The organism is Salmonella sp. SAL04162, from assembly GCF_046551535.1.
Classification (GTDB): domain Bacteria; phylum Pseudomonadota; class Gammaproteobacteria; order Enterobacterales; family Enterobacteriaceae; genus Salmonella; species Salmonella enterica.
This window is the reverse complement of sequence record NZ_JBGDVX010000017.1, coordinates 15,511-30,317: the sequence shown is the minus strand read 5'-3', so window position 1 is coordinate 30,317 and position 14,807 is coordinate 15,511. Positions and strand designations below refer to the sequence as shown.

Sequence of the window (14,807 nt, the reverse complement as noted above, 5' to 3'; positions counted from 1 at the left end):
GCCCCGGAAATAAGGAAATTATTTTTCCCTGCGGGGGATATATTTTTATAAATTCATCAGCATGTGAGTAACGCGTCATGAAACAACGTATAAATGTAGATCATATCACAGAGACTTTCCTCGGATACACACTGATTAACACCACATCTGTCCCTTCCAGCCCGGACCTTCCCAGTTGTGATAATCAGTACAGGCTGGCAAAACTGGTTGCAGAGCAGTTTTCTGAGGTCAGCAGTATCAGGACGGATATCAGGGAGAATGCCATCACCACTATCACATTACCGGCCAACAGTTCCGGCTGTCCCGCTATCGTCTTTTTTGCTCATCTCGATACCGCGCCTGACCATACTGGTGATACCCGTGCCATCCGCATAAGCCATTACGATGGCGGAGATATCGTCCTGCCCGGAAGCGGGGAAATCCTTTCCCCGGGTGAACATCAGGAACTGCTGGCGTACACCGGACAGGATATTATTACCACAGATGGTACCAGTCTGCTGGGAGCAGACGACAAAGCTGCAATTGCCGCCGGAGTTGAAGCGCTCCGCTATATGACAGACCATCCTGAGTTTAAACATGGCGATATCAGCCTGGTTTTATTACCCGATGAGGAAACAGGGATCCGGGGGGCAAAGGCACTGGATGTTGCCGGACTGAATGCTGATTACGGTATCTGTCTGGATTGTTGTGGCGTGGGAGAATATGTCACAGAGAACTGGTATGCCGGGAGTGCGCTGCTGACATTCACCGGGATCACCGCGCATCCGATGAGTGCCAAAGGAAAGCTGGTTAATGCGCTGTACATAGCGACAGAAGCGGTTGCGGCTCTGCCGGAAAGAGAACGTCCTGAGCATACAGAAGGACGTGAAGGTTATTATTGGCCCCACAGGCTTAACGGAGACACAGGCAGGGCAACGCTTGAAATTGCGATACGTGATTTTGAAACGGAGGGGTATCAGGCCCGTAAAACGATGTTGCTGAATCTCACCCGAGAACTGAAACAACGGTGGGGTGAAGACAAAGTGGATATCGAACTCACAGATATTTATGACAATGTCAGACCTGGACTGGAGAAAAACCCCGTCATTCTGGCAAACGTTCAGCAGGCTATGCGTAACTTGGGGATTGTGCCAAAGCCATTAGTCATGCGTGGTGGCTATGATGGCAGCGTGATTACCCCCAGGGGGCTGCCAACCGTGAATATTTTCACGGGCGCACATAACTTTCACTCAACCCGGGAGTTTTTGCCCGTGGAATCATTGCGACTGGCAGGGGAGATGCTGCTGGAGCTGATTGAGCTGAGCTGCCGTGAGGTCACCGCATGAAAAAGTGGATCACTGAATTTGTTCTGTATGCGGTTTATATGGTATTCGGTGCAGCCTGGGCGACAACGGGAGCCGTGATGCCGCAAATCATGACGGATTTTCATGTGGATGTATCGCAGGCGGCCCTCATGTCTAATGTAATATTGTGGGCCAAAATTGTCGGTTCCGTTTGTACCGCGGTTCTGGTAGCAAAACTGGGAACACGTAAATCCTATTTACTGGGATGTGTGATGATTGGCCTGTCAGTCTTTATTCCCTTCACCCGGGATTTTATTGTCCTGCTGGTTATCCGCTTTCTTGGCGGATTAGGTGGCGCTATTTGTCTGGTTTCTCTTGTCCCCACTGTCGCCCGTTTTTTCGACAAAAAAATGGCAGCCACGCTGAACAGTATTAACTGTACCTCGAATATCATCGGGACCATTATTGCGTTAACGCTTGCGTCCTGGCTGTCCATACAATTAAATGGATGGCGTAATTTACTGGCTGCTTACGGGGTGATCACGCTGATGCTCGGGGTTATCTGGGCAGTCTGTTTTCAGGATGAAAAAGCCTCCGACAGTGAAACAGGAAATACCAGCCGTCAGGAAAGGTGGATGGCGCTGAAAACGGTGGTGTTCAGCCGCATTGTCTGGGGAATGATAGCGCAGTATGCCGGGGCGATGATTATGATGGTATTTATGTTCACATTCCTGCCTCTGTATTACGCAAAATATGCTCATCTCCCGGCTGATTCACATGCTCACCTGAGTGGTACGGTGAACCAGGTGGGCATCATGCTGGGCGCACTGGCTGGCCCGTATTTTAAACATCGTGGCTATCACTATAAATCATGGATGTTTATATCCAGTATTTTTATGGCAGTCACCACGTTTGCGATGTTGTTTGCCGACAGCGATATTGTCATTCTGGTTTGCTCATTTCTGACGGGGGGGCTCTTTGCCACTTGGTTCGCTTTTATTTTCTCAATCCCGAAGGAGGGGCTGAAAGAGGCCACAACACAAACTGTAACCTGTGCAATGTCCACATTCTGGTTCTGTACGTTCATCATCGCGACAATTAACAGCCAGTTGATTGGCTGGTCAGTTGACATGACGGGAGGATTTACGACAGGTTTCACTTACGTCTTTGTCCTGATGATTATTTCTCCACTGGTGGCACTGTTTGTTTTTCCGAAGCAACCCCGAAGTGCAAAAGAATGCCACTGATATCTGTCTCTGATAATGAATACCATATATACCTGTGATCTTTGAAGGTGCTTGATTTCGTGAAGAACGGGGATCATGCTCAGGGTTATGAAAATACATCTGACTTCTGAACAACAAACGGCTCTGAAACTGTTGCACAAAAGCAGCAGGGACTTGCGCGTTCGTGACAGAATAAGATGCGTTCTCCTTGCTAATGACGGCTGGTCTGCGTCCATGATAGCCCTGTCCCAGTTGATTGATGAAACTACCGTTCGCCTCCATCTACAGGACTGGTTTGATGACGAAAAACTGAAGCCCGAAAATGGCGGTTCAGACAGCCATCTCAGCGAAGCACAGGCCGCTGAACTCACGGCTTATCTGGCGGAGAATCTTTTACCCGCCACGAAGGCTATCATAGAGCGGGTTGCACAATGGTGGGGCATCAGCTACACCGTACCGGGCATGAACAAGTGGCTTCACCGCACTTCAGCTATAAAAAACCAGTGGGTGTCCCGCATAAGCTCAGCGCTGAGGCACAACAGGCGTTCGTTGAGACTTATGAGAAACTGAAACAGGAAGCCGGAACTGACGAGCCAATCCTGTTCATCGATGGCGTTCACCCGACTCAGGGAACAAAGCTGGCGTATGGCTGGATGCCAAAAGGCCAGAAAACCGTGGTGAAAACCACGGGCAGCCGTACCCGCCTGAACATCATGGGTGCACTGAATCTTAACGACATTGGCAGTACAGTGGTGCGTGAATATTACAGTATTAACAGCCTGAATACTGGTCGCTTCTTTATCGCCATCCGTGAGACTTATCCAGTGACTCAGAAGCTGCATATTATCCTCGACGGAGCAGGCTATCACAGGGCTGAGCTGATAAAGGAATGGGCTTACGTGATGAATATCGAACTTCACTACCTGCCACCCTATAGCCCGAATCTGAACCCGATAGAACGGCTGTGGAAGGTACTGAATGAGGTGGTGCGCAATAACCGTTACTTCGCCACAGCAAAAGACTTCAGGGAAGCGATAAAAGGATTTTTTGACCAGACCCTGCCGGAAATGGCTGAATCTCTGGCGGGACGAATTAACGACAATTTCCAGACCCTGAAAAATGCATCTTCAAGTTAATCGCGTATAAATGCTTTCGGCAGAGTTTATAATTTCCCCTTAATATGTAAAAAATAAATCTATGGCAGAAAATAAAGTTAAAGGTGTGGCTTATCCACATAAACTGGAGAATGATCCATCTTTTTTCAGGGCGGATAATATTCCGTGTTCTGATAACGATAGTATTATCACCGGAGGTTTTACTAAAGATACACTGGTATCGACATCTGAAGGTCCCCGTTTCTCTGGTGAGCTGTACCTTGCAGATAAAAGGCCTGAAGTTATTACCCGGGATGGGTCAGTGTTACAGTCTGATGGGGTGGGAGTCGGGGGCGTCCGGGAAATTTTTGGATTACTGACGGACAGTTCTTATATAAAAGGAACCGCTTCTCAACGGGTTTTACGTATTAATCCTGACTGTACATCGGAAATGACAGAACTGACAGGTTTACGTAAAGGAGAATTTGTTGTATATCAAAAAGGTGTTTTTGGATATGACGTTCCGGAATATAATGATGAATACCTTGATGTCGCTGATGCTCTGGAATTAGGCAGACATATAAGTAATATTTCGAGGAATAATATTCAGGTTTCAGATCAGTATTACATGGATAAGTTTCATAATAAAAGTGGTTATTTTTCAATTAATATTTTCAATACTCTTAATAAATTTAATAATTTTGTTTTCCGCGTGCCTGAGAAACTATTATGTGCGCCGGCAGAATTTATTGCTGCATACCTGAGAGGTTACTTTGACGGAGGAACCCGTTTCCACCTGAATCATATTACCGCCACAGCAGCCTGCCGGGAATTAGCTTCTGACATTGTTTATCTACTTTCTTTGTTTGGAATAACAGGAAAAATAACCGGAACTCACACAGGTTTTGAGATCATTGTACGTGATGCCAGTGATATTGAACGTTTTATCAGAGATATTGGATTTTTAAATAAACATGACTTTTCCGGCAGCCGGCCCACGACTGTCAGTACAGGTATCAATTATAAGGAACTTTGTGATGAATACAGTCTGAGGGCATCAGCATCGTTACAGGAGGTTAATGTGCTGCCTGATACGATAGCTGAATTAATGGGAGCCCTGAACGCATACAACGAAAATTTTATTTTACTGGGAATGGAAGATAAGCTTGAAACTCTGAAGCTACTTTCACGCAAAGACTGCAGGATCACTGAAGTGACAGAATATGCAAAATACACAGGGAAGGATGAGGTATTCGGTGTCATTTATGTGGAAGAGGGCCACACTTGGTGTGCCAATGGTATTGTGGTATCGAATAGTATATACGGGTATGAGACCGATAGTCCTGAAAAACAGATTAAAAAAGGATCGGAGTGAGTAATGAAAGTAATCCTCCTCCTGCAGGACGCTGTATTTACCAGACAGTTCGCAGACTACAAATGATTTCCGGAGCGTTAATCCGGGAGTGATGACTGGCTGAGACGGAACGGCGGACATCCAGCTCCTGAAAAGTAAAGGACTGGTAAACCTCCCGGCTTAGTGGAGTATCGCTGGCTGACACGATGGCTGGTGTTCCTGTTCGGGTATGTATTCTGGCCAGTGTCCTGGCCAACTGAAGATGGCTCTGAAGCGAGAACCCTTCTCCGGTACAGTCTGTAAAATTCAGAATTCAACAGAAAGGAGGCATCATGGCAATATCTTCGCGTAACCAGTTACCAGGAAAAGTAAGCGCTGTTGCAGACGGCGCAGTGAATGATGAAATCGAGTTAACTCTCACCGGTGGCGCCAGACTTGTGGCCATCGTCACCCACAACAGTACGGAAACGCTGGAACTGAAAGAGGGCAAGGATGTCATCGCGCTGATCAAAGCACCATGGGTGACTCTGGCAACCGAAGACTGCGGACTAAAATTCTCGGCCCGTAACCAGTTTGCCGGTTATGTCATTCAGGTCACGGAAGGCGCGGTTAACGCAACAGTACACATCTGCACGGACACCGGTTTTGAACTGGTGGCGGTTATCACCAGTGAAAGCCAGCAGGAGATGAAATTGGCTGTCGACAGCCGTGTCATTGCGCTGATTAAGGTTTCTGCAATCCTGATTGCAACCCGCGCATGATGTATCGTACACGCTGCTTTGTGCGGCGTGCTGCTCACTACCAGGAGTGCTTCCAGCGACGTTCACAAACCGTCGACGAGACAGTAAAGTTCGGTAATATTATTCACAGATATTCCCTGAACGGTGAAATATTGTATGAAAAACCAGACTTAACAACAAAAGCAATATTTTTTATCAAAATAAATCGACTAAACAGATTTTCATTCCAGTCACAGGTTACGGCTGGTTCGACTAACAGTCTCTGGCTATTCGGGAGGAATGATGACGCCGGTAATCACCAACGATATAACCTTCCGTAAGCTGACTATCTTCATGACGTTTATGGAGAAAGGTAACATTGCCCGGACAGCAGAAATGCTGAATATCAGCGGAGTCAGCGTCCATCGGGCACTGCATACCCTGGAAGAAAATGTCCGATGCCCGCTGTTTGTACATAAAGGACGAAATCTTATCGCCCAGCCAGCGGCCTGGACATTACTGGAGTATTGCCAGGAAGTCACACAGATGATGGTTCGCGGGCTGGAAGAAGCGCGCAGGGCGGCGGGAGTCGGTCAGGGGCGTTTACGTGTGGGGACGCTCTATTCGCTGACTCTGGAGACGGTACCGCACCTGATTATAGGGATGAAGCTGCGACGTCCTGAACTGGAGCTGGAACTGACAATGAGCTCCAACGAAAATCTGCTGAAAATGCTGGAAGAGAACACGCTGGACGCCATCCTTATTTCTGTCTCTGAAAGCAATATTGATCGTAACAACCTGGAAGTATTGCCACTGTTTCGCGATGACATTTATCTCGCGGCGCCAGCAACGGCTACCCTCAATACCTCATCACCGGCTGACCTGCGCGATTACCGGGAGCAGAAGTTTGTCTCGCTGGCGGAAGGGTTCGCCACCTGTGCTGGGTTTCAGGAAGCCTTTCATATCGCCGGATTTGAGCCGGAAATCGTCGCCAGGGTAAACGACATTTTCTCAATGCTCAGCCTGGTGCAGGGGGGGGTTGGTTTTACCCTGATGCCCGGGCGTATGAAGAAGGTGTACGAGAATTCCGTGCAACTGCTGAAACTGTCAGCGCCGTATCAGATGCAGCAGCATATTGCCATTGTCTTTCCACGCAACCGCGAACGCGACCCCGGCCTGCTGGCACTGACCGCCGAAGGTCGCATATACGCCCGCAATCTGGGGAAAACTATCCCCGCGACCTGAATTTTTTTGCCAGATGCACAGCGACATCCATGCCGCTAAGTTCCAGTGAAACTGACTCACCTTCCCACGTAACCTGACGCATCAGGCCGGTCAGCGTACCGCCGGGCGGCATTTCAATTGCCAGACGCGCCTCACGCTCATTAGCGGAAATTACCGCCTCCTGCCAGCGCACCGTACGTGCCATATTCATCGCCAGATCACTGGCAATCCTTTCCGGTTGCCACAATACGCGTCCGGTACTGCCACTGAGATACGCGCAACGTGGACAGGATAGTGGCACATGGCTGAAGGCCTCCATCAGCTTCTTCGCCGGTTCGGACAACAGTTCGCAGTGTGATGGTACGCTGATAGCCAGACGATGAGCCTTATTTGCCCCTTTTTCAAGTGCCCGTTTCGCTACATTAATCATCGCCTCATCGGCACCAGCTATCACAATCTGAGTTTCAGCATTCAGGTTAGCGATATATGTTCCACTGTCTGCGATTAACTTTTCAACCTGAGACAGCGTCAGCCCCATAATCACCGTCAGGCCATAGCCGTGCGGATACGCCTGCTCCATTAAATCGCCGCGCAGTGCCACCAGCTTAAGAGCATCGGTAAAATCCAGCGCCCCGGCAATAACTGCCGCAGAATATGCGCCAATGGACAGTCCACTGACAATATCCGGCGCGACGCCGCGACGCTCCAGCTCCCTCGCCCAGGCCACCCCGGCAATCAACAACGCCAGTTGCACTGCCCGGGTGTGTTTCAGCGCGTCGGGGGAATCCAGTCCGTCCGCCTCCGCGCCTAACACTTCTCGCGCCTGTGCTAATTCCGCTCCCGGAAGGTTTTGCAACATACCAGGATGTTGCGTCCCCTGCCCCGGAAAGGTAAACAGAATTTTCATTATTCCTCCCTGCCCCACGGATCGCTCACCAGCCGCGGCCCCTGCGAGGTTTTTAACAATACTTTGCCATCGCGCAGCCACTCATTGAGCGCAAACGCGCCGTGCGGCGTTTCCACCTGGGTGTCTGCCCGGCAGAGTCCGCCCGTTAACTGCTGCTGCCACGTTTTAAGCTCCTCACGCGCCAGCGGCTGCGGCGCGCGGATCAGCAGATCCAGATCGCTTGCCGCATGGATAACCGGAATACCGGTCGCCAGCGCATAGCCGGTACTGCCGGTAATTCCCCACGTCCACGGCCACGTTTGCTGAGCCAATAATAAAGCTACCTGAACCGGCGGCTGAGAGATAAAGGGCGAGCGCAACAACGTCTGCGAGTCGACCAGCGATTCCGGCGAGCAGATACGAACGACGGCCGCCGGCTGCGCCCAGCCCGCCGCACGCTGGTCGCGCTTCATGCCGCGCACGCCAACGGGCACACGCCCCTGCGCATCAACATCACGCCGCACTACCACCGGCAGACTGCTATGCCTGACGGTATCCACCCAGGATTCCGTGACATCTTCGAGCGCGTCGCGCGCGTTCAGCCAGATAAGGTCGTGTGGGCGTAATGTTGTGCTCATGATTTAGATTCCTGAAGTCAGCGAGATAAACAGCGGCAGCGACAGGATACACAGGACCGAGCTCAACAGCAGCACGGCTTCTGCATCTGGAGACTGCACGCCAAAGCGGTTACCGAACACCACGCCGAAGAAGCCCGCGGACAGCGCAATCATCAGGATAGCGGTAATCGCCACGGAGCCATGCAGGCCGAAGATAAGCACGATACCCCAGGCAATCGCCGGTTGAATCAGCAGTTTGGCGATGGTGGAGGTGATCACCACAGTGTTGATCTGCAGTTTACGCGCAGACAGGATCACCCCGGTCAGGAACAGCGCTGCGGCGGTAGCAGACAGACCCAACGGTTTAATCGCCGCGAGGAACAGTTCCGGCATTTTGATACCGATAGCGGAGAGGATAACCCCCAGCAGTGGGCCCATCACGATCGGTTTTTTCAGCGAGCGCCACATCAGTACAGGCAGCATCGCCAGGGTAGAACCGGTGTTGTTGCCTTCGGCGCGCGCTTTTTCACGTTCCAGAATCAGCAGACAGAACGGCGTCATCAGTACCGAACCGCAGGCAATGGAAACAGCGACGGACAGCGAGGTCGTCGCGCCTTCGCCCAATACGCTGCCGAGAATCGGCAGACCGAGCGCCGCATAGTTTGGCAGCGCCACCGTCAGGGTCAGCACAGCGGCATCCTGCGGCGACTTTTTAAAGACGGTTGTCGCCAGGAAGTAGATAGCCGCATAGGTAATCCACATAGCCAGCGTCAGTACCAGAATCAGCGGCGACTGGGCGAGAATTCCCGTCCAGGGCGTTTGTACCGTCGCGCTAAACAACGTCGCTGGTAATGCGAAATCCATGACGAAAATATTAAGCAGGGAAACATTCTTGTTATCGACCATTTTGGCCTTCCCGGCCCAGAATCCCAGCAGCATGATGATAAAAATCGGTGCAAGGGCATGAACAATCACGTAAGTCATAAATCACCTGTCATTTAAAAAGTTAGCACTGGCGCGATGGTTATTATTTTTCAGATACAGCGGCCCGCGCGGGCGCAACGAGCGCGCCCACGGAACCGGGCATCCGGCAGGTCTCTTTTTACTTACCAGCTTGCCCGCATACGTTCGCGCACAAGGGCTGAACTGCGGCGATTGTCAGCGCCCAGACGGCTTTTCAGCGTCGGGTCCTGACGAGCGTCATTGATGGCCTGTTGCAGGGTGGTTTTCACCAGCGCCAGATCGGTAACAGACGGGGCATCCGGATTGCTGATATCCAGCAGGTTCTCCAGCAGCCCCAGGGTGGCGTAATTGCTGATGTCATACGCCATTGGCGGAATGGTCGCCGCCAGTTTTTCCAGCGCCCCGACGGTACGCAGGGTAATGCGTGCTGCGGACTCTTTACCCATCGCATGGATCAGCACCCCTTTATCGTTAAACGCAATCAGACGGTTCGCCTGGTAGCCGTGCGCCAGAAACGCGCCGGACATCGCTTTACCGACGATCAGGCCAATCACCGGATGCCCCGCCAGTCGCGCGTTGGCATAGGCTGCCGCCGCACCCGCCAGCGCCTGATGAATACCAAAACCCTCTTCACGACGACCGTAGGCCTGGCCTGGCACGTCAATCACCGCCACAATCGGGCGTTTCACCACTTTATCGGCATCGGCGTCGATGGTTTCGCTTACCACTTTCGCCAGTGTCCAGCCTTCCAGCAGCCCGACCTCGCCTTTAGCAGCGCGCGGGTAGTGGTTATTGGCATTGGGCACCACGGCAATAAAACGCACCGCTTCACTGTTCAGCTCGCCGTCGGCGGCCAGCACGGACGGGCACAGCCCTTCAAGACGTTTGGCATTGGGTACCAGGGTTTCCAGCCATAATTGGCCACGGCTCATTGCGTTACTCATCATTTCACCTCCCGGGCGAAAAGCGCTTTAATCTGTTCAGCATCGGCCTGTTTGCGGGTGTCGAAGTTCGTCAGGCGATCGAGATACCCGTCGTAGTTATCGGTGCGATGTTTTGCCGGTACGCCTTTGGCCAGCGCCTCGTTCATCGCCGCTTTCACCGCGTTGACGCCGTCGCCGACCAGCGCTTCCACCAGCCCGCTTTGATGACGCACTTCACCACCGGTCATGCTCCAGATAAACGGACGATCGCGGGAGTCGTACTCTTCGATCCCGGCTTCCTGTTCGATAACCTGCGGGCCGTTCAGACCGAGACGCGCTTCGCGGGTGACAATCAGATAGCTGCACAGCGCGGCGGCAATCGACATCCCGCCGAAGCAGCCAACGGTCCCGGCCACGATGCCGATAACCGGGGTATAGCGACGCAGGTCGACAATCGCCGCGTGGATATCGGCAATCGCCGCCAGGCCCAGGTTGGCTTCCTGCAAACGCACGCCGCCGGTTTCAAGGCACAACACGGCCTGAGTCGGAATGCCGTTGCGGTTATCTTCTGCCGCCAGCTCCAGCGCCGCCGCCATTTTGGCACCGGACACTTCGCCCATGCTGCCGCCCTGGAACGCGCCTTCAATCGCGACGACGACCGCAGGCTGACCGTTGATGGTGCCTTTTGCGACGACCATACCGTCATCGGCCTGTGGGACAATACCCTGTGGCCCAAGCCACGGAGAGATAATGCCTTCAAACGGGTCCAGCAGTTCGCGGTAACTGCCTTCATCCAGCAGCGCCTGCGCACGCTGACGCGCTTTTAATTCGATAAAACTGCGGTCATCACGCATAGCTCACCTCTTCAAATACCTGTTCGATACGAATGCGCGCCACACCCGGGGTTGCGCCGAAATCGTGGATGGTCAGTTGGCCAGCCGGCAGACTGCTGACCGTTTGCAGACGGTTGAACAGCGCTTCCCAGCGGCTACAGCTGTTATCGACGGAAGTGGTGATATCAATGGTTAACGTCTGGCTCTGGTCGGCGGTGAATAACACCTCCATATCCCCGGAGCCCACAACGCCTGCCAGAGCTTTGCCGCTTAAGGTGCGGCTGGCCGGTACAGTTAACGTAATATGTTCCATAACATCCTCTTAATGCTTTAAATAAGACGATTCGATATGATCGAGAAACAGAGTGGCGGCAAGCAAATCCGCAGCGCCGCCCGGCGAGGCGTTCAGCGCCAGCATATGGTTATCGAGAGCCGCTAACGCGGCCTGTCCTGCCGGATAAGCGCTGCCGCCCGCACAGAGTACGGCACGGGCACCGTTTTGCATGGCGTTCAGCCCTTCCAGCCCTGCGCGGGAAAGCACGCAGGTGTCGGTCAGCGAGGTCATGATCGCCATCAGGGCATCGAGCCGCGCATGCGTTTCGCTACTGCCGCTCAATCGGCTTAAACGCAATTGCGGTAGCGCCCGCTGCATAATGTGTGGAAACGCCTGCTGCGCCTCTTCTCTGGCCCCAGACACGCGATAGCGGTGCGTGGCGAGAAGCCCTTTACTGAAGGTTTTCGGCACGGCTTCATCCGGCAACCTTGCCAGCCCGGCAGCAGAGTCTGCAACCTGCTGTGCCTTACCGGTTCCACCAAGCATTGCTACGGCGCTGACCAGTAGTCCCAGCGCCCAAATCGCGCCGCGATGGGTGTTCACGCCGTTGGTGACCATCATCATCTGCTGCTCGCCTTCACGACCGATCTTCCCTATGGTTTGTCTGAGCGCAATGTCTGTCGGACGTAGCCAGCTTTGCAGCGCCAGCGCCTGAAACGTAGGGGTCAGGCTGTGCGCCGAGCGTTCCATCAGCGAAAGCGTAAGATCGTGATGCGTGCCGTTCCCCCGACTGTCCACCAGACCGGGCTTCGGGCTTAATCGTGCTTCGTCAATCAGACACTGCGTGGCGGTTCGCGCCAGCCATTCGGCACCGTCTTCAACCTGAATCTGGGGCAGAAGTTTCATTACCAGCTCCGGAATTTCGCAGGTGGGTTGTAAAGACCGTCGGACCATTCTACCAGGTCGGCGATGCTACCGGCCGCCAGCAGCGAACGGGTGGCGTCGGTACGACGAATGCCCATATCTTCCGGGTAGACCACCTTGCCGCTACTACGCAGTTCGGCGACGCGTTTCGCGTCAACGCCCAGACCGATGTCGGTGATACCGGCAACCGCCGCCACCATCGCGCGGCGCTCTTCCAGATCTTTAGCCCGGTAGAGATAAGCGATGCCTTCTTCGGTCAGCACATGGGTCACGTCGTCGCCATAAATCATCACCGGCGCCAGCGGCATACCGGAAGCTTTCGCCACGTCAATGGCATCCAGTTTTTCCACGAAGGTCGGCTTCACACCCGCCTGGAAAGTCTCCACCATCTGGACAACCAGCTTTTTACCACGCTGCATCGGATCGGGTTCAGTGATCATGTTCAGCCAGGCCGGTGTGGCATGACGGCGACCATGTGGATCGTGGCCCATGTTTGGCGCACCGCCGAAACCGGTAAGACGACCGCGGGTTACCGTGGAGGAGTTGGCCAGACCATCAACTTGCAAAGTGGAACCAATAAACATATCCACCGCGTACTGGCCTGCCATCTGACAGAAAGCGCGGTTAGAGCGCATGGAGCCATCAGCCCCGGTAAAGAACACATCAGGGCGGGCGCGAATGTACTCTTCCATCCCCAGTTCACCGCCGAAGCAGTGCACGCTTTCAACCCAACCACTTTCAATCGCCGGGATTAACGTCGGGTGCGGGTTCAGCGTCCAGTGTTTGCAGATTTTGCCCTTCAGGCCGAGCTGTTCACCATACGTTGGCAACAGCAGTTCAATGGCTGCGGTATTAAAGCCGATTCCGTGGTTCAGCGACTGCACCTGGTGTTCTGCGTAGATGCCTTTAATAGCCATCATCGCCATCAGGATGTGTTCCTGTTTAATCAGGCGCGGATCGCGGGTAAACAGTGGTTCGATAAAGAATGGTTTGTCTGCGACAACGACGTAGTCAATCCAGGAGCCCGGAATATCGACGCGCGGCAGGTCGCACTCGTCGTCCACCAGTTCATTCACCTGAGCGATAACAATACCGTCATGGAACGTAGCGGCTTCCACCAGTGCCGGAGTATCTTCTGTACTCGGCCCGGTATAGAGGTTGCCTTTGCGGTCGGCTTTATAACCGGCAATCAGCGCCACGTTCGGGGCCAGGTCAACGTACAGACGGGAGTAAAGCTCAATATAGGTATGGATGGCACCGATTTCCAGTTGGCCATCTTCCAGTAGCTGCGAAATACGCAGGCTTTGGGGACCAGAGAACGATAAATCCAGCTTGCGGGCGATACCTTTTTCAAAGAGATCCAGGTGTTCGCTGCGCCCGACGCTGGGTATAATCATGTGCAGGTCATGCACTTTCTCAGGGTTTACTTCGGCCAGCATGCGAGATAAGAAATCTGCCTGCTTCTGGTTATTCCCCTCTAATACCACGCGGTCACCCGGCGCGATCAATTTTTCCAGCATCGCGGTCAGGTCTGCGTTCGGCAATACCTTACCCTGCACCGGAACAGAAGCCAGACGTCGCTGTTTTTCAGTACGACGGGTGTTCCAGATTCGTGCTGCTGTTTGCCCAGATAACATTATTAATCTCCTTATTCAGATAATCATTTTGATTACTTAACACTGAAAAAAGAGTGTGTGCCCTGGTGAGAAAATCATCAATTAAGCGCAGGGAAGAATTATTAGCCTGAAAGTAATAATAATGTTCTGATTGTACTATAAGGGCCTCTCCGGCATGTCAACGCCGGTATTTACGGTTTCTGCTCGTCAGTAAAAATAAAGTATCTCTCTTGAACGATAAAATTATGGATCGACGTGATGATACGATTTGTCCCATTCTTCGTTCTTTCTGAGTATCGCGTTCAGGATAGTCAGCAGTTCGCGCATACAGGCAACCAGTGCCACTTTTTTAGCTTTTCCGGCTGCAAGCAGACGGATATAAATGGTTAGGAAAGTGAAAAAATGTTTTAAAAATTTCATGGCCATGAACACAGGTATCAGGAACGCAGTCAGGGCGGGGGACTAGGTGAGGTTATGACAATAAAATGCTATTTTCGGAGTGTTTTTTACCTGAAACCCGTTTTTCTGACGAATTTCCCCTGCAGCCTGTGCCAGAAGCCATCGTTTTCTGTCTATACTGTGCAGCCTTTCTGCCACTAATTCCGTGGCATGTCTGCCCGCCGCTCTATGCAGAGGCAGGTCCAGGGACTGACGCAGTCGCCATATTTATCGAGAAAACGGTTCCAGCCGTCATCGACGGTGAAGAGCAGCTTAGCAGGACGGGGGACATACGTCCGGAGGATTAGTGAGCCGGAAGCCAGTAACCATCACCGACCGACTCATCAGCCCAGTAGTCGGTATGTTTGTCCCGCGGGTCGAAGGAGACGGGCTGAAAACCGGTTTCTGTGGCGATGATAAAGGCATCAGCAGG

13 protein-coding genes and 2 pseudogenes are annotated in these 14,807 nt (G+C 52.7%); 6 read left to right on the top strand and 9 right to left on the bottom strand.

The window, feature by feature from the left end:
* Nucleotides 1–77: 77 nt before the first annotated feature.
* From pepT to ACLJRH_RS23670, 6 genes and pseudogenes are all read left to right on the top strand, one after another.
* The gene (gene pepT, locus ACLJRH_RS23695) at nucleotides 78–1,325 is read left to right on the top strand and encodes a peptidase T (RefSeq protein ID WP_410958127.1); all 1,248 of its coding nucleotides are present in this window, start codon (nucleotides 78–80) and stop codon (nucleotides 1,323–1,325) included.
* Nucleotides 1,322–2,530, top strand: coding sequence for an MFS transporter (locus ACLJRH_RS23690; RefSeq protein WP_410958126.1), 1,209 nt, complete (start codon nucleotides 1,322–1,324; stop codon nucleotides 2,528–2,530). Before pepT ends, ACLJRH_RS23690 begins: the two co-directional genes overlap by 4 nt.
* 87 nt (nucleotides 2,531–2,617) lie before the next feature.
* A pseudogene (locus tag ACLJRH_RS23685) lies at nucleotides 2,618–3,645 on the top strand (IS630 family transposase).
* 61 nt (nucleotides 3,646–3,706) lie between these two features.
* Nucleotides 3,707–4,978 (top strand): LAGLIDADG family homing endonuclease, encoded by a 1,272-nt coding sequence (locus ACLJRH_RS23680; protein ID WP_410958125.1) that lies wholly within the window; start codon nucleotides 3,707–3,709, stop codon nucleotides 4,976–4,978.
* Nucleotides 4,979–5,289: 311 nt separating this feature from the next.
* The gene (locus ACLJRH_RS23675; protein WP_410958124.1) at nucleotides 5,290–5,718 is read left to right on the top strand and encodes a TOBE domain-containing protein; all 429 of its coding nucleotides are present in this window, start codon (nucleotides 5,290–5,292) and stop codon (nucleotides 5,716–5,718) included.
* 261 nt (nucleotides 5,719–5,979) lie between these two features.
* Nucleotides 5,980–6,921 carry a LysR family transcriptional regulator gene (locus ACLJRH_RS23670; RefSeq protein WP_410958164.1) on the top strand — a complete coding sequence of 314 codons (942 nt, stop codon included), beginning with the start codon at nucleotides 5,980–5,982 and terminating at the stop codon, nucleotides 6,919–6,921.
* Here the strand turns inward: ACLJRH_RS23670 and mdcH are convergent.
* The 9 genes and pseudogenes from mdcH to ACLJRH_RS23625 form a co-directional block, all read right to left on the bottom strand.
* Nucleotides 6,905–7,807 (bottom strand): malonate decarboxylase subunit epsilon, encoded by a 903-nt coding sequence (gene mdcH, locus ACLJRH_RS23665; protein WP_410958123.1) that lies wholly within the window; start codon nucleotides 7,805–7,807, stop codon nucleotides 6,905–6,907. The genes ACLJRH_RS23670 and mdcH overlap by 17 nt on opposite strands.
* Nucleotides 7,807–8,424 (bottom strand): malonate decarboxylase holo-ACP synthase, encoded by a 618-nt coding sequence (locus tag ACLJRH_RS23660; protein ID WP_410958122.1) that lies wholly within the window; start codon nucleotides 8,422–8,424, stop codon nucleotides 7,807–7,809. Before ACLJRH_RS23660 ends, mdcH begins: the two co-directional genes overlap by 1 nt.
* A 3-nt stretch (nucleotides 8,425–8,427) precedes the next feature.
* Nucleotides 8,428–9,387, bottom strand: a complete 960-nt coding sequence (locus ACLJRH_RS23655; RefSeq protein ID WP_023247900.1) for an AEC family transporter — start codon at nucleotides 9,385–9,387, stop codon at nucleotides 8,428–8,430.
* Between the two features lie 122 nt (nucleotides 9,388–9,509).
* Nucleotides 9,510–10,310: a biotin-independent malonate decarboxylase subunit gamma gene (gene mdcE, locus ACLJRH_RS23650; protein WP_410958163.1), complete on the bottom strand. Its 801-nt coding sequence runs from the start codon at nucleotides 10,308–10,310 to the stop codon at nucleotides 9,510–9,512.
* Entirely contained in the window at nucleotides 10,310–11,143 is an 834-nt protein-coding gene (locus tag ACLJRH_RS23645; RefSeq protein WP_410958121.1) for a biotin-independent malonate decarboxylase subunit beta, read from the bottom strand. Before ACLJRH_RS23645 ends, mdcE begins: the two co-directional genes overlap by 1 nt.
* Complete coding sequence (gene mdcC / locus ACLJRH_RS23640; RefSeq protein WP_410958120.1) at nucleotides 11,136–11,435, bottom strand: malonate decarboxylase acyl carrier protein; 300 nt, start codon at nucleotides 11,433–11,435, stop codon at nucleotides 11,136–11,138. The genes ACLJRH_RS23645 and mdcC overlap by 8 nt, the downstream gene beginning before the upstream one ends.
* A 9-nt stretch (nucleotides 11,436–11,444) precedes the next feature.
* Nucleotides 11,445–12,302 (bottom strand): triphosphoribosyl-dephospho-CoA synthase, encoded by an 858-nt coding sequence (locus tag ACLJRH_RS23635; RefSeq protein WP_410958119.1) that lies wholly within the window; start codon nucleotides 12,300–12,302, stop codon nucleotides 11,445–11,447.
* Nucleotides 12,302–13,957 (bottom strand): malonate decarboxylase subunit alpha, encoded by a 1,656-nt coding sequence (mdcA, locus tag ACLJRH_RS23630; protein ID WP_410958118.1) that lies wholly within the window; start codon nucleotides 13,955–13,957, stop codon nucleotides 12,302–12,304. Before mdcA ends, ACLJRH_RS23635 begins: the two co-directional genes overlap by 1 nt.
* 222 nt (nucleotides 13,958–14,179) lie before the next feature.
* Nucleotides 14,180–14,317: pseudogene (locus ACLJRH_RS23625) on the bottom strand (IS110 family transposase); the annotation flags it as partial.
* Between the last annotated feature and the right edge of the window lie 490 nt (nucleotides 14,318–14,807).